This window comes from Paenibacillus amylolyticus (assembly GCF_050990605.1).
In the GTDB taxonomy this organism is placed as follows: Bacteria; Bacillota; Bacilli; order Paenibacillales; family Paenibacillaceae; genus Paenibacillus; species Paenibacillus amylolyticus_H.
Genome location: NZ_CP158832.1, coordinates 212,872 through 232,420, shown reverse-complemented (window position 1 = coordinate 232,420; position 19,549 = coordinate 212,872). Strand labels below are relative to the sequence as shown.

The window sequence follows — 19,549 nt, the reverse complement described above, 5'->3', positions numbered from 1 at the left end:
TTTAAAAAAACAACTCATCTCCTGGAGACAACGCATAGATATCAGCTCCCGCAGATGAACTTCCATCAAGCAGACCTTGTCTCAAACGTTCCGTCTCCGCAAGGTCGGTATGTACAAGCACCGTATGTCGAGCCGAAATCCGGTCCAGCATCTGCTCGACATCCCTCCAACCCTGATGAACTTTGTAACGTAATTTCCTTACTTCACATTTTCCATACGCCTCTGGATTTCGCAATAACTCATCGGCAAATGTTCCTGCAGCAACATGCCCGGTGAGCAGAATCAGATTTTTTTCATCCGATGACCATCTCTCGTAGTACCAATGTGCAAGTGAGGACTGCATCATGCCATCCGGGACAAACCATAGGGAAGCATGATGTTGTTCCAGCAACTGCAGACGTTCCTCCTCCGTAGATGCCTTTTCCCAACCTTCTCCGCTCAGAAAATGTTCGATGCTGTCCGCAGGCGAAGCTCCCCTAACCTGCTCTCCCTTCCTGAGCCAATAGGGAACACGATGTAACTGTGTCATCCCATCCACCAATTTCTGTTCCACAATCATGGGAATGCCCTGAAAACATTGCTGTGCCCATAGGATCATCTCCTGGCCGCGGCCCACCGCAGGCATGGGTAATAACACCCTGCCACCCCGAGCAATCGTATTGCCGATAGCGCTCTCCAGTTGTTGCAGTTTATCGGCCTGCGTATCCCGGTCCGTACCATAAGCAGCATCCACGATCGCCAGATCAAGCTTAACCTTGGATGAGTTAGACATGGATGCCATGGCTCCTATACTTTCTCTCATGTGCATTGGCTCGGTAAGGATTCTGCTGTGTATTCCTGTAGATGAGCTAAGTGCTGTCTCTGATCCGGTAGATCCTGTAGCAGCAAGGGTCTGAGCATATGCTGCTTGATCAACCAGTGTTTGTCCCATGACTTGGCCCCCTACCAACTTCATGGCCTGTTCGCTGCTCACATCCGTTTTTTCATTGAGCGCGCTGGACTTATCCTGAAGGCTTTCAATTGGAACAGGAACAGCCCATATGCGACTATGGCGATTCAGATTTGCACGCAGAAATCCGTCCGCAACATCATCATCCTCTAGAAGCATGGACTCCGACGTATAATCGCCGGAGTACAGAACCCGCTTGCCCTCCATCTCAAGACCGAACCAGACCGAACCCGCCAGATGCCCGCTACGCCCCCAGACTGCCGCCACCCCAGGTATAATTTCAAACCAGTGGCCTCGCTCTGCTTCGTTTTCCAGGAACCTGTATCGAATACGCTGCTCATCAGCTTTATCATATGGTATTACATGTCCTGCACGTTCCATGCTGCTGCGCCATGCCCGAAAATACGTACCCAGCTGCTCCCTCGTCTCCCTTGTCGTCAACACTTCACCCTGGTAGCCCATCTTATACAGCAGTGGGATGGCGACGGAATGATCTTCATGGGCGTGGGACAAGAGGACCGCGTCCAGTTGAGGGACAATCTCCGGGTCAATCAGCGGATACTGGCCTGCGCCTTCTTTTTTGACACCACAATCCAGCAAAAGGCGAAACCGGCTCCCGCTCAGGAGATAGGCGGAACGTCCATGTTCGCCTGCACCGCCCCATACGTTCAGTTTGATCATGATGCATTCCACTTTCTCTTTGAATTCAGCATTTCGATTCCAAGCAGCATGAGCACCGTCATGCCTACAGTCACCACGGCCATCGCCATTCCGAGTGATACCTGACCTTGTTCAAACTGGGCAAAAATATACGTCGCCGACGTCTGCATGGACGGCGGAAGAATCAATAACGAACCTACCAGCTCTCGGGTAGCAATCGTAAAGGTCATCATCCAGCCGGCCAGCATGCCGGGCAGGATCAGCGGAATCAGGATACGCCGCAGAATATACAGCGGCTTCCCGCCAAACACTTGCCCAGCCTGGAACAAGGTTCCATCAATCTGGGTGAAGCTCGATTTTACATATTGCACGGTGTAAGGCAAGAAGAGAACAACGTACGTGAGCACAACCATGCCATAGGTGTTATACAACGTGACTGGCATCCAGGGTGAGTTCCAGAAGAGGATCAGACCCACGACCATCACGATACCTGGGACCGTATTAGGCAACAGACTGAACAAGTCAATCACACGCTGCATGAATGAAGATGATCTGCCGATCGCGAGCGCAAATCCCGTACCGATCATAACCGCAACAGTTGAAGCCGCGAGAGATAATCCTAGACTGTTACCGATGGCCTTCATACTTACCGATCCCCAAGATAACAGCTCTTTATAATGATCCAAGGTGAGATTATCAAATGCGAGTCCCGATCCCCGTAGCTTCATGGTCGAAGCGGCGATGATGGAGAAATATGGGATGCCTACCGACAGGATCAACAGGATTGCAAGATACGCCCCGCATAACCATCCTGCTCCGCCACGAAGGGAGTATCGCTTCGAACGTTGCCCTTTGCCACCAACCAGACGATACGTGAACTTCCGGCTCATGGCAGACTGCATATACCACATCACCAGACAGACGGACAGCAGCACGGATGCCAGTGAAGTCGCCTTGCCGAAGTCAATCGGCCAACTGGAGATGTACTTATGAATTTCGGAGGTCATGACATAATAGCCAATTTTGCGCCCGAAGGTTGCCGGTGTTCCGAATTCCGCAATCGTTTTGACAAAGACCAGCATGATCCCCATGCCGTAGGACGACAACAACAACGGTAAAATAATGCGTCTGAAACGGTATCCTGCACGTGCACCGTGCACGGCTCCCGCTTCTTCCAGATTGCCACCGATGCGGATCAATGCATCACGAAGCAGCAGATACAGGAATGGGAACAGGTGTAAGCTCATGATGAGCACCATGCCCCAGAAGCTGAAGAACAGCTCACTCCAGGCTACAGATGAGGGCACCCACTGCTGGAGATATCCCCCTTTTTGCATAAACAAAATCCACCCCATCGAGCCAATATACGGCGGGGTCATGAACGGAATCATCAGGATTACATCGACCCAGCGATGCTCGCCCATCCGGGTCTTCGCCATCATCCAGGCCAGCGGAAGCGCCAGCAGCGTGGTTACCGCTACAACGCAGATGCCAAGCCAGACGGAATTCAGCAACACACCTGATAGATGATGTCCCGTAATCGTGCGAATTGGAGCCATCCAGTCCCATTGTCCGCCCGGATACACACTTTGCCAGAAGATCAGCAAGAGCGGCACGCCAATGCTTATGGTCAGCAGAAAGAGGGCCAGAATCACGCCCACTCTCCGAAAAATACGGTTGTTGTCCATAACAACAGGTTTCACTACGTTCACCTCACATGACTTTCCACAGACAGCAGGTATGATTTAGACGAGTAGAAGTATTTCGATCTATACCTTGCTTATTGAAAGACGCTCTTTGGATTTATGCAAAAGTACTTATTTAAACGTCTCGGAAAAACGCGCTGCTGTCTCTTCGCCATGTTCACTCATCCAGTTCCAATCCACTTTAAGTTGTGGGATATCCTTCACATTGGCACGATTAGTCGCTTCAATATCTTCGCGGCCCGGGATCAGATAAGCATCTGCAACAAGCTTCTGGGCTTCATCGGACAACAGATAGTCAATGAACGCCTTGGCATTCTCTACATTCGGGCTGGATTTCAGAATCGCTGCCGGTCTTGGACTGATGACCGTGCCTTCCTCAGGATACACGATATCCAGTGGTTCACCTTTTGCCTTGGAGGAATACGCCATGTAGTCCACACCTGCAGCTACGATGCTTTTGGCACCTGTAATGACCGGATCAAGGGCTTCCTGATTGGCGCCAGCCATCGCTACTCCATTGGCTTTGTATGCACTCAGCAGATCCCACCCTTTTTCACCATTCGCACTCAGGTATCCTGTGATGAAGTCGAGTGCTGAACCTGATAATGTAGGGTCGGGAATGTTCACTGCATCTTTCCACGCCGGCGTAGCAAGCTCTGCCCAACTTGTTGGCGGTGTAGATACCAATTTGGTGTTATACACAATACCCAGTGCGGAAGCACTGCTGCTGAAATAATTGCCTTCTGCATCCGACCAGTCCTTGTTCAGCTTGTCCGCATTGGCTGCTTCGGGGTAAGGCATCGTCAAACCATCGGCTTTCAAAGCCTGTGCTGAAGGCAAGGAGGCCAGGATTACAACGTCTGCTACCGGATTGGATTTCTCAGCTTCCATACGAGCCAGGATTTTGCCTGTTGTTCCCTGGAACATTTCAACTTCGATCCCTGTTTTGTCTGTAAATCCACTCACGATGTTATCGGCCAGTTTCTGTGGACCAGCACTGTACAATACCAACTTGCCGCCAGCCGGTTTCGTTGTTTCCGCCGCCGCAGCTGTGTTTCCCTCACTTGCGGGTTGTGCCGCATTGCCTGTGGTTGTGTTCCCCGTACTACATCCGAACAAACTGATACTCATTACCGCAGTTAATAACAGCATTGCACTCTTTTTCCGTGTTTTCATCCCCAACATATTCATTCATCTCCCCTGGTTTCTGATTAAATTGTTCAATCTGTAGTGCTTTTGATTGCATTCACACATCAATTCATCCCTAATTAGCTGCTGCGATCACTTCACGGTGATTCACAGTTTCGACATCCTGTCCATCCATGCGGCATATCCACTCGGGAGCAACATAGAGCTGAGCCTTCTCGCCTACGCGTACTCTCTGGTTCATATAGGCTGTCCATACGCCGAGCCCTTCCATCTGCACCCGCACTTCGTAGCGTTCACCTACATAGCTGACGCTGAGTACAGTTCCCGGATAACACAGATCGTCATGACCTGTTTTGTTCCAGGTGACATGCTCTGGACGCACCATCGATTGATTAGGCGTGAGCCAGTTGGACTTTCCGATAAACGAAGCGACATACGGATCACATGGCGCCGAGTAGATCATTTCCGGGCTTCCTTTTTGCAATATCCGCCCCTTCTGCATCACCACAATCTCATCCGACATCGACATCGCTTCAATCTGATCATGTGTGACATACAGCGCAGTCAGTCCCATATCACGTACCAGGGACATCATCTCAATCCGCATCTCTTCCCGAAGTACGGCATCCAGTGCACTTAGTGGCTCATCGAACAGGATCACACCAGGTCTGACGGCTACGGCTCTGGCAAAAGCAACCCGTTGCTGCTGTCCACCAGACAGCTGATGAGGATATCGATCTTCCATGCCTTGCAGGCGAACCATGCCAAGGGCTTCGTTCACCTTTTGCCGAAGATCGGCTTTCTGTTTTCCGGCCTTTAGGCCAAATGCTACATTTTCATATACGGTCATATGCGGCCATAATGCAAAATCCTGAAACACCATGCCCAGATTACGCTTGTGTGTCGGTATATCAATCCGCTTCGCCGCAGAGTAGATACACTGACCATCTGCACGAATCTCCCCCGCATCCGGCTGTTCCAGCCCGGCCAACATGCGGAGCAGTGTTGTTTTGCCACAGCCCGATGGGCCAAGCAGTGTCGTGAATTTGCCATGTTCAAGCGTTAGATCTGTCGGCAGCAGTGCGGGTGTTTGATTAAATGATTTTTGAATTCCCGTTATCTCTAATTTCATAAGCATCCCTGCCTGTCTTCTGTTACTTGATCTCTTTTGTTACTTGATCTCCTGCACTGTTCTCAGTCTAACGTCCGCTTTCGCGAGTTGTATGTCTTGTATGTAAAATTGGAATTAACTTTTTAGATGAATTCTGTTGATGTTCATAGATTAAATCTATAGTAGATGAACTAAATTAGTTTTCATGTTGTCGCTTCGATTACAGCACCATCTTCCGATCGCTGTTATCCCCAGATTTCTTATACTCTCTTTATAAAGGGAGAAATCCGGGGATAAAGGCGAAGCATATGCTTCCGAAGTAGCTTTCTTCCAGAAAGCTTTTGGCTTCGCTTCTTCAGATTGGTTCTGTACTCTCCGTCTTTATGAAAAACATTAGATCATCTTATATATTGGGGTGAGTAGAAGTGAGAGGAGTGCTGGGACTTTGAATCTGATCAAATTGCAAATTGTTGAGTTGATCGACAAGCATCATCACATGACAAGCGTGGCCGAGTTACTGGGGATCAAACAACCTACGGTTACATTTCATATGAAGTCATTGGAGGAAGAGATGGGCGTGCGATTATTCGAATCGCGCAGTGGGAAAACCTTTCTGACTGAGGCGGGACAAGCTCTGCTCCACTATTCCGTCAAAATCAATGCTTTGACCCAAGAGGCAAGGCGGGTTGTAAAGGAATATGACAGTCTCTATCGGGGCACCCTGCACATTGGGGCAAGCTATGTACCGGCTACATACCTGCTGCCCGCCATATTCAACACCTTTTCTCAGGAATTTCCGGGCATTCGAATCGTCTTATCCGTCAAACCATCACCTGTTATTCGCGAGATGTTAATTCGGCATCAGATTGATCTGGGGGTAATCTCTTCAGAACCGTTTGTTGGACCCGCGCTGCAAGCTGAGACGTTATGTGAAGATGACCTGGTACTGATCTGTTCACCGCAGCATGGTTTAGCCCAGAAGAATGGATTGACCCCAGATCATATCGCACAGATTCCTTTTGCCTTACATGGCGATGAATCCAGTACTCGGCGGCTAACCAACCAATGGCTCGCGCAACATGACATTCGTTTGCGGAGCACGGTGGAGATGGATTCCCTGGAAGCCATCAAACAGCTTGTGTTAATTGGGGGGCATGTCTCATTCATGTCACGGATGGCGGTACAGTGGGAGGAACAGCACGGGCTCATTCAAGTTCTTCCCATTCCCGGAGAGCAAGCGCCGCGCCATATCTATACGGTACATAACAAGGACCGCCACCCTTCCGTTCAGGTAAACCGCTTCAAAGAAGTGCTGCGAGAGGTGAGTCACTGCTCTCCCATTTTCCATGGCTGATTACCCTGATCCGCTATAAACTATCGTTTGCCATACATCAAATCTATGCAGGGTTAACGCAATGTGCGCTCCCCGTTAATCGCTTTCAGATACTCGGGCGATAAAGTGAGTCTGTACGTTAATCCAGATTAGGAGAGTGATTGGTTTTGAAAAAGTGGAAAAAGGTAACCGCCTCATTCATGCTGAGCATCGTAACATTGGGAAGTGGAATGACATTTCTGGGAGCACCCCAGGCTTCAGCTGCGGCCAATGCCGTTCCTGCTTATGAAGTAAAGTTTCTGACCAAGCCGGAGCTTGTATTGAATACAGATGGGACACCACGCAGTGAAGTGATTCAGACCCTCGGCCTGAATTCCACGCCAAAAAACATTAACGTGGAGTACTTTGACACCAATGCGCTCGGATTGGATCAACAAGGATGGAACGTTCGTTTTCGCAAAAAGGATGACAAAAATAATTATGAACTGACCTATAAAAGACGGTACCCTGTTATCAATGGTGATATCAACGCAGCGCTGACACTGGCTAACCAAGAAGGATTCGATAAGTCTGATGATAATTACGAGGCTGAAATCGATTGGGGATACGGCAAACAGACCCTGAGTTTCTCCAACACCAAAAAAGTAGATACCAAAGCGACAGGTGTTCAGCTTCCTTCAGAGCAAGAAGCCTTAAACATGTTACTGGACAAGCTCCCTGGCAAATTGAAAAACTGGTCTGCCTCGAACTGGGGCAAACAGCAACTCACTCAATCCCGTGCATATGGACCCATCACATTTCAACGTTATGAAGGTACATGGAATGGTCAAGAGCTTACACTTGAAGTATGGCCGATCCGTAATGCAGCAGGTACAGGTACTGAGAATATCGTAGAGGTCTCTTTCAAAACCGATGATGCTGTAGTCGTATCCGGACTGCGTACCCAACTGCTGCAATTGCTGGAGAACAACAACTGGCTGATTCCTGCCGATGGCTTGAAGACACAGACCATTCTGGAAAGATACTAATCGCGAGCTCTTGCTAAAAAACTCCTCTTCCTGCGTACATCGTAGGAGAGGAGTTTGTCTTTTTTTTCGTAGTGGAATACATTATCTGTTATTCCAGTAATTCTACAATTATACTCAGTTGAGATTTTTACTGATTATTCGCTTAACGGTTTGGATATTGGGAACTATGTATTATAAAAGAAATCCAATTATTCTTTTTAACACACAAAAAAAGCCCTTGCCATAAGCAAAGGCTTTTCTGTATGTTACTCGGAAGCGGGTGATGGGAATCGAACCCACGCTATTAGCTTGGAAGGCTAAAGTTCTACCATTGAACTACACCCGCAAAATAAAAAAAATCGGGATGACACGATTTGAACATGCGACCCCCTGGTCCCAAACCAGGTGCTCTACCAAGCTGAGCTACATCCCGATACTTATGAAAATAATGGCGCGCCCTGAGAGATTCGAACTCCCGGCCTTTTGATTCGTAGTCAAACGCTCTATCCAGCTGAGCTAAGGGCGCAAATATTGGAGCGGAAGACGGGAATCGAACCCGCGACCCTCGCCTTGGCAAGGCGATGCTCTACCGCTGAGCCACTTCCGCAAAACATATGGTGCGGTCGAGAGGACTCGAACCTCCACGGGGGGTTAGCCCACACGGACCTGAACCGTGCGCGTCTGCCAATTCCGCCACGACCGCAAAATATAATGGTGAGTCATGAAGGGCTCGAACCTTCGACACCCTGATTAAAAGTCAGGTGCTCTACCAACTGAGCTAATGACTCAAAATAATGAAATGGCTGGGGATATAGGATTTGAACCTATGCATGACGGAGTCAAAGTCCGTTGCCTTACCGCTTGGCTAATCCCCATTAAAAAATCATGGGGCGATCGAGGGGAATTGAACCCCCGAATGCCGGATCCACAAACCGGTGCGTTAACCACTTCGCCACGATCGCCATAGAGTAAGCCATTCATCCACTAAGAGTATCTTAGTATTAGCAACTGCATCTATAATATACATTCTATTACAAATTCAGATGTAAATACTAAAAATGGTGCCGGCGAGAGGACTTGAACCCCCAACCTACTGATTACAAGTCAGTTGCTCTACCAGTTGAGCTACACCGGCACGGTGTATATTTAATTAAAAATGGCGGAACCGACGGGATTCGAACCCGCGATCTCCTGCGTGACAGGCAGGCATGTTAGGCCAACTACACCACGGTTCCATTGTACTTCCTCAAGGAAAGCTAATTGCGGGGGCAGGATTTGAACCTGCGGCCTTCGGGTTATGAGCCCGACGAGCTACCGGGCTGCTCCACCCCGCGTCATTAAAAAGATAATATGGTGGAGGCTGAGGGGATCGAACCCCCGACCCTCTGCTTGTAAGGCAGATGCTCTCCCAGCTGAGCTAAGCCTCCATATTATGACCCGTAGGGGATTCGAACCCCTGTTACCTCCGTGAAAGGGAGGTGTCTTAACCCCTTGACCAACGGGCCTTGCTAAAAAATTATCTGGCGGAGAGAGAGGGATTCGAACCCTCGAGACGCTTGTGACGCCTACACGATTTCCAATCGTGCTCCTTCGGCCAGCTCGGACACCTCTCCATATGGCTCCCCGAACAGGGCTCGAACCTGTGACAACTCGATTAACAGTCGAGTGCTCTACCAACTGAGCTATCAGGGAATGGTGGAGCCAAGCGGGATCGAACCGCTGACCTCCTGCTTGCAAGGCAGGCGCTCTCCCAGCTGAGCTATGGCCCCATACTCTGGTGTATTTCTTGTTGTGGTCTTGCTATGGGCCCTGGTGGACTCGAACCACCGGCCTCACCCTTATCAGAGGTGCGCTCTAACCAACTGAGCTAAGGGCCCTTATCAATTTTCGAAAAAAAATACCCCAATGGGGTTTCGCTTGGCGGCGTCCTACTCTCCCAGGACCCTGCGGTCCAAGTACCATCGGCGCTAGAGGGCTTAACGGTCGTGTTCGGGATGGGTACGTGTGGAACCCCTCCGCCATCGCCACCAAACGCGTAGCTTACATTTCAGAGTGTTGTTCTCTGAAAACTAGATTCGAAACGAAACATGCGAATTATCACTTGCTATTGGATAAGCCCTCGACCGATTAGTACTGGTCAGCTCCATGCATTGCTGCACTTCCACCCCCAGCCTATCTACCTCGTCGTCTTCAAGGGGTCTTACATACTGGGAAATCTCATCTTGAGGGGGGCTTCACGCTTAGATGCTTTCAGCGTTTATCCCGTCCGTACATAGCTACCCAGCGGTGCTCCTGGCGGAACAACTGGTACACCAGCGGTACGTCCATCCCGGTCCTCTCGTACTAAGGACAGCTCCTCTCAAATTTCCTACGCCCACGACAGATAGGGACCGAACTGTCTCACGACGTTCTGAACCCAGCTCGCGTACCGCTTTAATGGGCGAACAGCCCAACCCTTGGGACCTACTTCAGCCCCAGGATGCGATGAGCCGACATCGAGGTGCCAAACCTCCCCGTCGATGTGGACTCTTGGGGGAGATAAGCCTGTTATCCCCAGGGTAGCTTTTATCCGTTGAGCGATGGCCCTTCCATGCGGTACCACCGGATCACTAAGCCCGACTTTCGTCCCTGCTCGACTTGTAGGTCTCGCAGTCAAGCTCCCTTATGCCTTTGCACTCTTCGAATGATTTCCAACCATTCTGAGGGAACCTTTGGGCGCCTCCGTTACTCTTTAGGAGGCGACCGCCCCAGTCAAACTGCCCACCTGACACTGTCCCCGCACCGGATTACGGTACCAGGTTAGAACCTAGATACGATCAGGGTGGTATCCCAACGTTGCCTCCACGCAAGCTGGCGCTCACGCTTCAAAGGCTCCCACCTATCCTGTACAGATCGTACCCAAATTCAATATCAAGCTGCAGTAAAGCTCCATGGGGTCTTTCCGTCTTGTCGCGGGTAACCTGCATCTTCACAGGTATTAAAATTTCACCGGATCTCTCGTTGAGACAGCGCCCAAGTCGTTACGCCATTCGTGCGGGTCAGAATTTACCTGACAAGGAATTTCGCTACCTTAGGACCGTTATAGTTACGGCCGCCGTTTACTGGGGCTTCGGTTCACAGCTTCGGGATTACTCCCTAACCACTCCCCTTAACCTTCCAGCACCGGGCAGGCGTCAGCCCGTATACTTCGCCTTACGGCTTCGCACAGACCTGTGTTTTTGCTAAACAGTCGCTTGGGCCTTTTCACTGCGGCCCCCTCGTGCTATTCACACTACCGGGGCACCCCTTCTCCCGAAGTTACGGGGTCATTTTGCCGAGTTCCTTAACGAGAGTTCTTCCGCGCGCCTTAGAATACTCTTCTCGCCTACCTGTGTCGGTTTGCGGTACGGGCACCTTCACCTGGCTAGAGGCTTTTCTTGGCAGTGTGAGATCATGACCTTCGCTACTATAATTTTCGCTCCCCATCACAGCTCAGCCTTAATGATGTGCGGATTTGCCTACACATCAGCCTTACTGCTTAGACGGACATCCATCAGTCCGCGTCACTACCCTACTGCGTCCCCCCATTGCTCATAACGGCTTACGGTGGTACAGGAATTTCGACCTGTTGTCCTTCGACTACGCCTTTCGGCCTCGCCTTAGGTCCCGACTTACCCTGAGCGGACGAGCCTTCCTCAGGAACCCTTAGGCTTTCGGCGGATCAGATTCTCACTGATCTTTTCGTTACTCATACCGGCATTCTCACTTGTATAATGTCCAGCGCTCCTTACGGTACACCTTCAACCCTTATACAACGCTCCCCTACCCCTGATGCATAGCATCAAGCCATAGCTTCGGTGGTGTGTTTAGCCCCGTTACATTTTCGGCGCAGAGTCACTCGACCAGTGAGCTATTACGCACTCTTTCAATGGTGGCTGCTTCTAAGCCAACATCCTGGTTGTCTGTGCAACTCCACATCCTTTCCCACTTAACACACACTTGGGGACCTTAGCTGATGGTCTGGGCTGTTTCCCTTTTGACAATGGATCTTAGCACTCACTGTCTGACTCCCGGAAGTAAGTCTATGGCATTCGGAGTTTGACTGAGCTTGGTAACCCTTGCGGGCCCCGCACCCAATCAGTGCTCTACCTCCACGACTCTGTTTTCCGAGGCTAGCCCTAAAGCTATTTCGGGGAGAACCAGCTATCTCCGAGTTCGATTGGAATTTCTCCGCTACCCCCACCTCATCCCCGCACTTTTCAACGTGCGTGGGTTCGGGCCTCCAGTGCGTGTTACCGCACCTTCACCCTGGACAGGGGTAGATCACCCGGTTTCGGGTCTACGTCCACGTACTAACTCGCCCTATTCAGACTCGCTTTCGCTGCGGCTCCGGCTCTTCACCTTAACCTTGCACGGGAACGTAACTCGCCGGTTCATTCTACAAAAGGCACGCCATCACCCCTAAAACGGGCTCTGACTTTTTGTAAGCACACGGTTTCAGGTTCTATTTCACTCCCCTTCCGGGGTGCTTTTCACCTTTCCCTCACGGTACTGCTTCACTATCGGTCGCTAGGAAGTATTTAGCCTTGGCAGATGGTCCTGCCGGATTCATACGGGGTTTCACGTGCCCCGCACTACTCGGGATCCGTCTCGGAGGGAACAGACTTTCAACTACAGGGCTTTTACCTTCTTTGGCGGGCCTTTCCAGACCTCTTCGCTTAACCGGTTCCTTTGTAACTCCATGTGAGACGTCCCACAACCCCAAAGAGCAAGCTCTCTGGTTTGGGCTTCTCCGCGTTCGCTCGCCGCTACTGACGGAATCACTATTGTTTTCTCTTCCTCAGGGTACTTAGATGTTTCAGTTCCCCTGGTATGCCTCTACATAACCTATGTATTCAGTTATGAGTAACTGGAAATTACCCCAGCTGGGTTTCCCCATTCGGACACCCCCGGATCAAAGCTTGCTTACAGCTCCCCGAGGCAGTTTCGTTGTTCGCCACGTCCTTCATCGGCTCCTAGCGCCTAGGCATCCTCCGTGTGCTCTTAGTAGCTTAACCAAATTGCTCCGGTTTCGATCGCTCACTTCCCTTGTTTTGGACTGCGTCCAAAGCCAAAAGTCGCTCCCACTCGATACCATCGCAACAGCAATTGTACTACCGTTTTTATTGAAACTTGTTTGCACAAGTTCAGCTAAAAAGGAATGTTCTAATTCGCGTTTGTTTCGTTTCGATATCTAGTTTTCAAAGAACAAGCTCCATGCAAAAGCAAGCTGTTTGAGAGTTTGAGCTCTCAAAACTGAGCAACGAGTGAGTAGTTTGTGCTCTTCATTTCATCCACACCGAAGTGATGGACCGAAATGAATTGCTGTCGCAGGTTCTGAGAACCTGCGTATTTGAATGTTTCCGTTACAGGAAACGATTCTCCATAGAAAGGAGGTGATCCAGCCGCACCTTCCGATACGGCTACCTTGTTACGACTTCACCCCAATCATCTATCCCACCTTCGGCGGCTGGCTCCTTGCGGTTACCCCACCGACTTCGGGTGTTATAAACTCTCGTGGTGTGACGGGCGGTGTGTACAAGACCCGGGAACGTATTCACCGCGGCATGCTGATCCGCGATTACTAGCAATTCCGACTTCATGCAGGCGAGTTGCAGCCTGCAATCCGAACTGAGACCGGCTTTGTTGGGATTGGCTCCATCTCGCGATTTCGCAGCCCGTTGTACCGGCCATTGTAGTACGTGTGTAGCCCAGGTCATAAGGGGCATGATGATTTGACGTCATCCCCACCTTCCTCCGGTTTGTCACCGGCAGTCTATCTAGAGTGCCCACCCGAAGTGCTGGCAACTAAATATAAGGGTTGCGCTCGTTGCGGGACTTAACCCAACATCTCACGACACGAGCTGACGACAACCATGCACCACCTGTCTCCTCTGTCCCGAAGGAAAGGTACATCTCTGTACCGGTCAGAGGGATGTCAAGACCTGGTAAGGTTCTTCGCGTTGCTTCGAATTAAACCACATACTCCACTGCTTGTGCGGGTCCCCGTCAATTCCTTTGAGTTTCAGTCTTGCGACCGTACTCCCCAGGCGGAGTGCTTAATGTGTTAACTTCGGCACCAAGGGTATCGAAACCCCTAACACCTAGCACTCATCGTTTACGGCGTGGACTACCAGGGTATCTAATCCTGTTTGCTCCCCACGCTTTCGCGCCTCAGCGTCAGTTACAGCCCAGAGAGTCGCCTTCGCCACTGGTGTTCCTCCACATATCTACGCATTTCACCGCTACACGTGGAATTCCACTCTCCTCTTCTGCACTCAAGTCACCCAGTTTCCAGTGCGATCCGGGGTTGAGCCCCGGGATTAAACACCAGACTTAAATGACCGCCTGCGCGCGCTTTACGCCCAATAATTCCGGACAACGCTTGCCCCCTACGTATTACCGCGGCTGCTGGCACGTAGTTAGCCGGGGCTTTCTTCTCAGGTACCGTCACCTTGAGAGCAGTTACTCTCCCAAGCGTTCTTCCCTGGCAACAGAGCTTTACGATCCGAAAACCTTCATCACTCACGCGGCATTGCTCCGTCAGGCTTTCGCCCATTGCGGAAGATTCCCTACTGCTGCCTCCCGTAGGAGTCTGGGCCGTGTCTCAGTCCCAGTGTGGCCGATCACCCTCTCAGGTCGGCTACGCATCGTCGCCTTGGTGAGCCGTTACCCCACCAACTAGCTAATGCGCCGCAGGCCCATCCCCAAGTGACAGATTACTCCGTCTTTCCAGTTCTCTTCAGGCGAAGAAAACAACTATTCGGTATTAGCTACCGTTTCCGGTAGTTGTCCCAAACTTGAGGGCAGGTTGCCTACGTGTTACTCACCCGTCCGCCGCTAAGCATCAAGGAAGCAAGCTTCCTATCAACTCCGCTCGACTTGCATGTATTAGGCATACCGCCAGCGTTCGTCCTGAGCCAGGATCAAACTCTCCAATAAAGTATTGAAAAGAGCGATAAGCTCATTTTGAATCTGACGAGATTAATATCTCATTTGTGCTCCAGCCGATTCAAGCCAAGGCTTGTTTCAAACTTTCGCGTTCATTCTGCAAGCAGAATGTTTACTCACTCGTTGTTCAGTTTTCAAAGATCAAACTCGTTTTGTTACCGAATGTCGTTCTCTTCAGCAACTCTTATATAATATCATGTCCGAACCAACTTTGCAAGCTCTTTTTTAAAAGTTTCTTTCGAAGCTTATTTGATTTGCTTGCCGCACCGTGTAAACCGTGTTTTCTTGGCCGGAAGTAGAATATACCATGTACAGATTTACATTGCAAGTCTTTTTTCAAAAATGATAATCAACCCACATCATCAGCACAATATGTAATCTGACGCTCCTGTACTATAGAGATAACTCTCAGCATCCACATTACGGCGCTTCTGATATACTTATTCATTAAACATAAGCAGGGAAGCCACTTCCACTGCCATTGCAGTGAACAATTGATTGTGACTATCCCTAGTTTTCGGAGATCTTACTTTTCTTCCCTTCTATATAAATAAGAAAGTCATTTCTTAGGCACTACTTACACACTCCGCTTCACTTCTCAGTACCTATAATATGCGCTTACCAAGCAGAGAAGCGATCAGTTCCACACCAAGTCGTGCCGTATGTCTATTGTGATCCAACAACGGATTCACCTCAACCAGCTCCATCGACGTAACTTGATTTGTGGAAGCAAGTATCTCCAATGCATAATGTGCCTCTCGGTAATTCAAACCACCCGGTACCGGGGTGCCTACCCCCGGAGCTTCCCGCGGATCCAGACAATCCATGTCAAAGCTGACATGAATACCATCTGTCCCTTTTCCCGCTGTAGCTATTGCTTGCTCAATAACTTGTTGTATTCCCATACGGTCAATATCATGCATCGTAAATGCGCGGATCCCCAGTCCCTTAATCTGCTCTTTCTCATACTCATCCAGATCACGCAAACCAATATAGACCAAGTTGGACGGATCAATAAACGCGCCTGCTCCAGCAATGTGCGACAGATTGTACGCAGTATGCCCCAAGGATGCAGCCACACTCATCCCATGCATATTACCGGATAAGCTGCGTTCTTCCGTATTCAAGTCTGCATGCGCATCAAACCAGATCACACCCAAATTCGAATACTGTGCAGTCAGCCCGGCAAACGTACCAATGGCTACACTATGATCTCCCCCAAGCACAAGTGGAAAGGCCTGTTCCTCTACCGCAGCCGATACTTCATGACACACCTTCTCACTGACCTGACGTACCTCATTAAAGTATTTTACACGATTCCGCTCAGTAGGGGCAGCAGGTTCAGAGGGGCAATCCACACGTACTTCTTTGGAGAGCACTAGTCCAAGACTCGCAATCTCCCGTTTCAGTCCAGCTGTTATCAATTCATCCGGCCCCAACTCCGCTCCACCTCTTGCTCCACCGAGTCCAAAAGGAACCTTAATGATAGCAATATTACGCTGCAAAGATGTTTGACTTGTATCAATAGAAGTATCTTTTAATCCACCATGTACATCATCATCATTTTTCATGTAGGTCAGCTCCCTCACTGTTAATCAATACCTGCTCAATTCTCTCCAGTGCCCAGTCAATCTCGGACTCTTTAATCGTCAGTGGTGGAGCAAATCGAATGGTTGTCTCATGGGTTTCTTTACAGAGCAGTCCAGTAGACATCAAACGCTCACAATAAGGACGGGCTGGTTCATGCAGTTCAACACCGATAAATAAGCCTTTCCCCCGAATATCCCGTATGGCTGAACTGCGAATATCTCGAAGTCTTTTCATAAAATAGTTCCCCATACGCTCCGATCGCTCGGCAAGCTTCTCATCTTCAAGAACTTTCAGAGCTGCTATAGCCACGGCGCAAGCGAGTGGGTTACCCCCAAACGTAGAACCATGAGACCCCGGCTCAAACAAATCCAGTATCTCCGCATCAGCAGCGATAGCCGAGATTGGCATGACTCCTCCCCCCAGCGCTTTGCCCATAATCCAGATGTCCGGTTCAACACCTTCCCAGTCGGAGGCAAAACGGCGACCTGTTCTTCCAAATCCGGTCTGGATCTCATCAGCTACAGTCAACACCTGCTGGCTCTTACACAGAGCAAAAGCTTCTGCCAAATATCCATCAGGCGGGATGACGATTCCAGCTTCGCCCTGAATAGGCTCTACAAGAAAACCAGCCGTATTTGGCGTAATGGCCTTTTTCAGTGCTTCTATATCTCCATAGGGGATAATCCGGAATCCAGGTGTGAACGGTCCAAAATCTTTTTTATACTCCGCTGAAGAAGAAAAGGACGTAACCGTCAGAGTTCTTCCATGAAAGTTACCAGAGCATACGATAATTTCGGCTTGATTCTCAGGTACATCTTTGCAACGATAAGCCCATCTACGTACCGCCTTCACCCCAGTCTCCACCGCTTCCGCTCCTGTATTCATGGCGAGAATCTTCGATTTCCCCGTGAATTGTGAAAGTTTTTGATAAAAAAGAGAAGCGGAGCTGCTGTGGAATGCCCGTGATGTCAGCGTAACCTGATCTGCCTGATCCTTGAGCGCCTGTATGATAACAGGATGTCTATGACCATGATTCAATGCAGAGTATGCACTTAACATATCCATATAACGGCGGCCTTCAGGGTCTTCCACCCATACCCCTTCCGCCTGTTCAATAACAATAGGGAGTGGATGATAATTAGGTGCAGCATAACGCTCCGACCAATCCATTAACATTTTGGAATCTGACATACACATCCAACACCTTTCCAAAATATTGTATACAAAATACAATATCAATGTATGCTATACCACCGCCATTTACGACTACATCGCGCTATTTCCACTGTAGCCTACTCCCAGCCTTTTTTGAATCGAATCCTTTATCAATAGTTATCGAGAAGTAGACAGTTTACGTTCCAACCAAGAGAGCAAGTTGGCCAGTGTAAATGTGATTATAAAATAGAGCCCGGCGGCAACAAGCAGCGGAGCAAGCGGCTGGAACGTAACACCCTGAATCGTTCTGGCCGTGTATATAATCTCGGCTATGCCGATCATGGAGACAAGCGAAGAATCTTTAATGATAATAATGAATTCATTGCCGATCGCTGGAAGCATGTTACGAAAGGCCTGCGGCAGTATAATGTAGCGAAGTGTCATACCATGCGTCATCCCAAGGGAGCGCGAAGCCTCTGTTTGCCCTTTGTCAATCGCTTGAATCCCGGCCCTGAACACTTCAGCCATATAAGCCGAACTATTCATCGTCAGAGCCACCACCCCCGACATAAATGCCGGCAAGTTCACACCTACAACCGTCAGACCATAATGAATAATAAGAATCTGTACCAGCATTGGCGTTCCTCGAATGAGTTCAATATACGCCGAAGCCACAAATTTAATGGGCCATATTCGGGATATTCGTATTAATGCCATGAACACACCAAGTAACGTACCAAACAATACACCGAAGAAGGAAAGCTCAAGCGTAACCCACGCACTTCGTGCATAATCCTGCCAATGTTCTAATAGAAAGGAAAAATCTAAACTCACGGCATATCCCTCACTCGTCCGGTTTATTCACCGAGCATCTCATTCGCTTCAACGACGAACCGTTCAATATCTCCATTCGTTTTGAGCTTTTCCAATGTAGTATTGATCTGATCCAGCAACTTCTGATTACCTTTCTTCACCGCGATCGCCGAACCACCCTCGTCTTCAGCCTGTTCAATCTCTACACCCACAACGATAATCCCTTCTTGATTCTTCACATACTGTTCAGCCACCGGCTTCTCCAGAATGAGTGCGTCTACACGCCCGGTCTGTAATTCCAGAATCAGTTCAGGTATTTTGGCCAGAGAAGTGAGCTTTGCCCCCTCTATTTCCTGAGCGATGCCTTCCTGAATGGAACTCTTTTGTACGCCAACTGCCTTGCCGGATAGATCATCAATAGAATTCATTGCTGTATCTTCGCCTTCTCTAACGAGAACTGCCTGTTCTGCATAATAGTAGATATCTGTAAAATCAACGTTCTTCTTTCGTTCCTCCGTAGGAGTCAGGCCCGATATTACAAAATCAACCTTCTCTGTACCGAGGGCCATAAGAAGGCCATCAAAGTCCATGTCCTCAATCTTCAGCTCGGCGCCCAGATCGGCCGCGATGGCTTTGGCAATCTCAATGTCAAAACCTACGATAGTATCTTTACCATCGATTTTCTTATGAAATTCATAGGGTGCATAGTCCGCACTGGTTCCAAGTATAATTACTTCCTTTTCATCAGGACTACTTCCCGAAGACGAAGTAACATCTGATCCGGCCCCTGTCGTTTTTTCCTGGCCACACGCGGACATGATTACAACCACTAACAACAGCATCATTGGCAACAATACTTTTCTCACACAGCATACCCCTATTCTTTTTTTAGACTGAGTAGCACAATGATAAATTTGTATACAATATACATAAGACAATATATGGACTTATATGTAAGTAATACTAACAAACAATTTGGTTTATCACAATCATTATTTAAACAATTATACGCTTTAATTCCATAAAATGTGATATATATAACACAGCACTTACATCGTCTGAAACATGAAGTTTGCTTGCCCAACTTCCCCCTCGGTGTTAAGATGA

10 protein-coding genes, 17 tRNA genes and 3 rRNA genes are annotated in these 19,549 nt (G+C 49.3%); 2 read left to right on the top strand and 28 right to left on the bottom strand.

Annotated features, from left to right (window positions below):
* Nucleotide 1: 1 nt before the first annotated feature.
* From ABTV53_RS01130 to ABTV53_RS01115, 4 genes are all read right to left on the bottom strand, one after another.
* A complete protein-coding gene (locus ABTV53_RS01130) occupies nt 2-1,630 on the bottom strand; it encodes an MBL fold metallo-hydrolase (RefSeq protein WP_433749647.1) in 1,629 nt (542 codons plus the stop codon).
* Nucleotides 1,627-3,297 carry an ABC transporter permease gene (locus ABTV53_RS01125; RefSeq protein ID WP_433753995.1) on the bottom strand — a complete coding sequence of 557 codons (1,671 nt, stop codon included), beginning with the start codon at nt 3,295-3,297 and terminating at the stop codon, nt 1,627-1,629. The genes ABTV53_RS01130 and ABTV53_RS01125 overlap by 4 nt, the downstream gene beginning before the upstream one ends.
* Nucleotides 3,298-3,426: 129 nt before the next feature.
* The gene (locus ABTV53_RS01120) at nt 3,427-4,500 is read right to left on the bottom strand and encodes an ABC transporter substrate-binding protein (RefSeq protein WP_433749644.1); all 1,074 of its coding nucleotides are present in this window, start codon (nt 4,498-4,500) and stop codon (nt 3,427-3,429) included.
* A 79-nt stretch (nt 4,501-4,579) separates the two neighbouring features.
* Complete coding sequence (locus ABTV53_RS01115; protein WP_433749641.1) at nt 4,580-5,596, bottom strand: ABC transporter ATP-binding protein; 1,017 nt, start codon at nt 5,594-5,596, stop codon at nt 4,580-4,582.
* Nucleotides 5,597-6,020: 424 nt separating this feature from the next.
* On the opposite strand from ABTV53_RS01115, the gene ABTV53_RS01110 reads away from it, so the two are divergent.
* The gene (locus ABTV53_RS01110; RefSeq protein ID WP_433749638.1) at nt 6,021-6,929 is read left to right on the top strand and encodes a LysR family transcriptional regulator; all 909 of its coding nucleotides are present in this window, start codon (nt 6,021-6,023) and stop codon (nt 6,927-6,929) included.
* Between the two features lie 146 nt (nt 6,930-7,075).
* Nucleotides 7,076-7,936, top strand: coding sequence for a hypothetical protein (locus tag ABTV53_RS01105; protein ID WP_433749635.1), 861 nt, complete (start codon nt 7,076-7,078; stop codon nt 7,934-7,936).
* A 254-nt stretch (nt 7,937-8,190) separates the two neighbouring features.
* Here the strand turns inward: ABTV53_RS01105 and ABTV53_RS01100 are convergent.
* From ABTV53_RS01100 to ABTV53_RS00985, 24 genes are all read right to left on the bottom strand, one after another.
* Nucleotides 8,191-8,261, bottom strand: a tRNA-Gly gene (locus tag ABTV53_RS01100).
* Between the two features lie 13 nt (nt 8,262-8,274).
* Nucleotides 8,275-8,348: transfer RNA gene (locus ABTV53_RS01095), tRNA-Pro, on the bottom strand.
* A gap of 16 nt (nt 8,349-8,364) precedes the next feature.
* Nucleotides 8,365-8,441 (bottom strand) — tRNA-Arg (locus ABTV53_RS01090).
* Nucleotides 8,442-8,447: 6 nt separating this feature from the next.
* A tRNA-Gly gene (locus tag ABTV53_RS01085) sits at nt 8,448-8,522 on the bottom strand.
* Nucleotides 8,523-8,530: 8 nt separating this feature from the next.
* A tRNA-Leu gene (locus ABTV53_RS01080) sits at nt 8,531-8,618 on the bottom strand.
* Nucleotides 8,619-8,627: 9 nt separating this feature from the next.
* Nucleotides 8,628-8,703 (bottom strand) — tRNA-Lys (locus ABTV53_RS01075).
* A gap of 12 nt (nt 8,704-8,715) precedes the next feature.
* Nucleotides 8,716-8,790: transfer RNA gene (locus ABTV53_RS01070), tRNA-Gln, on the bottom strand.
* A gap of 11 nt (nt 8,791-8,801) precedes the next feature.
* Nucleotides 8,802-8,877 (bottom strand) — tRNA-His (locus ABTV53_RS01065).
* Nucleotides 8,878-8,974: 97 nt separating this feature from the next.
* Nucleotides 8,975-9,050, bottom strand: a tRNA-Thr gene (locus tag ABTV53_RS01060).
* A gap of 22 nt (nt 9,051-9,072) precedes the next feature.
* Nucleotides 9,073-9,150, bottom strand: a tRNA-Asp gene (locus ABTV53_RS01055).
* 25 nt (nt 9,151-9,175) lie between these two features.
* Nucleotides 9,176-9,249, bottom strand: a tRNA-Met gene (locus tag ABTV53_RS01050).
* Between the two features lie 17 nt (nt 9,250-9,266).
* Nucleotides 9,267-9,342, bottom strand: a tRNA-Val gene (locus tag ABTV53_RS01045).
* 6 nt (nt 9,343-9,348) lie between these two features.
* Nucleotides 9,349-9,420: transfer RNA gene (locus tag ABTV53_RS01040), tRNA-Glu, on the bottom strand.
* Nucleotides 9,421-9,436: 16 nt separating this feature from the next.
* A tRNA-Ser gene (locus ABTV53_RS01035) sits at nt 9,437-9,528 on the bottom strand.
* Between the two features lie 3 nt (nt 9,529-9,531).
* A tRNA-Asn gene (locus tag ABTV53_RS01030) sits at nt 9,532-9,607 on the bottom strand.
* A 1-nt stretch (nt 9,608) separates the two neighbouring features.
* A tRNA-Ala gene (locus ABTV53_RS01025) sits at nt 9,609-9,684 on the bottom strand.
* Between the two features lie 34 nt (nt 9,685-9,718).
* A tRNA-Ile gene (locus ABTV53_RS01020) sits at nt 9,719-9,792 on the bottom strand.
* A 38-nt stretch (nt 9,793-9,830) separates the two neighbouring features.
* Nucleotides 9,831-9,947: ribosomal RNA gene (gene rrf, locus ABTV53_RS01015) — 5S ribosomal RNA — on the bottom strand.
* 75 nt (nt 9,948-10,022) lie between these two features.
* Nucleotides 10,023-12,951 (bottom strand): 23S ribosomal RNA (locus ABTV53_RS01010).
* A 371-nt stretch (nt 12,952-13,322) separates the two neighbouring features.
* Nucleotides 13,323-14,875 (bottom strand): 16S ribosomal RNA (locus ABTV53_RS01005).
* Together the 16S, 23S and 5S rRNA genes with 17 tRNA genes alongside form the textbook arrangement of a ribosomal RNA operon.
* Before the next feature lie 614 nt (nt 14,876-15,489).
* Complete coding sequence (gene rocF / locus ABTV53_RS01000) at nt 15,490-16,455, bottom strand: arginase (protein ID WP_433749632.1); 966 nt, start codon at nt 16,453-16,455, stop codon at nt 15,490-15,492.
* Nucleotides 16,445-17,665, bottom strand: coding sequence for an ornithine--oxo-acid transaminase (locus ABTV53_RS00995; RefSeq protein WP_433749629.1), 1,221 nt, complete (start codon nt 17,663-17,665; stop codon nt 16,445-16,447). Before ABTV53_RS00995 ends, rocF begins: the two co-directional genes overlap by 11 nt.
* A gap of 141 nt (nt 17,666-17,806) precedes the next feature.
* The gene (locus ABTV53_RS00990) at nt 17,807-18,463 is read right to left on the bottom strand and encodes an amino acid ABC transporter permease (RefSeq protein WP_433749627.1); all 657 of its coding nucleotides are present in this window, start codon (nt 18,461-18,463) and stop codon (nt 17,807-17,809) included.
* Nucleotides 18,464-18,486: 23 nt separating this feature from the next.
* Nucleotides 18,487-19,308: a transporter substrate-binding domain-containing protein gene (locus tag ABTV53_RS00985; RefSeq protein ID WP_433749626.1), complete on the bottom strand. Its 822-nt coding sequence runs from the start codon at nt 19,306-19,308 to the stop codon at nt 18,487-18,489.
* Nucleotides 19,309-19,549: the final 241 nt, after the last annotated feature.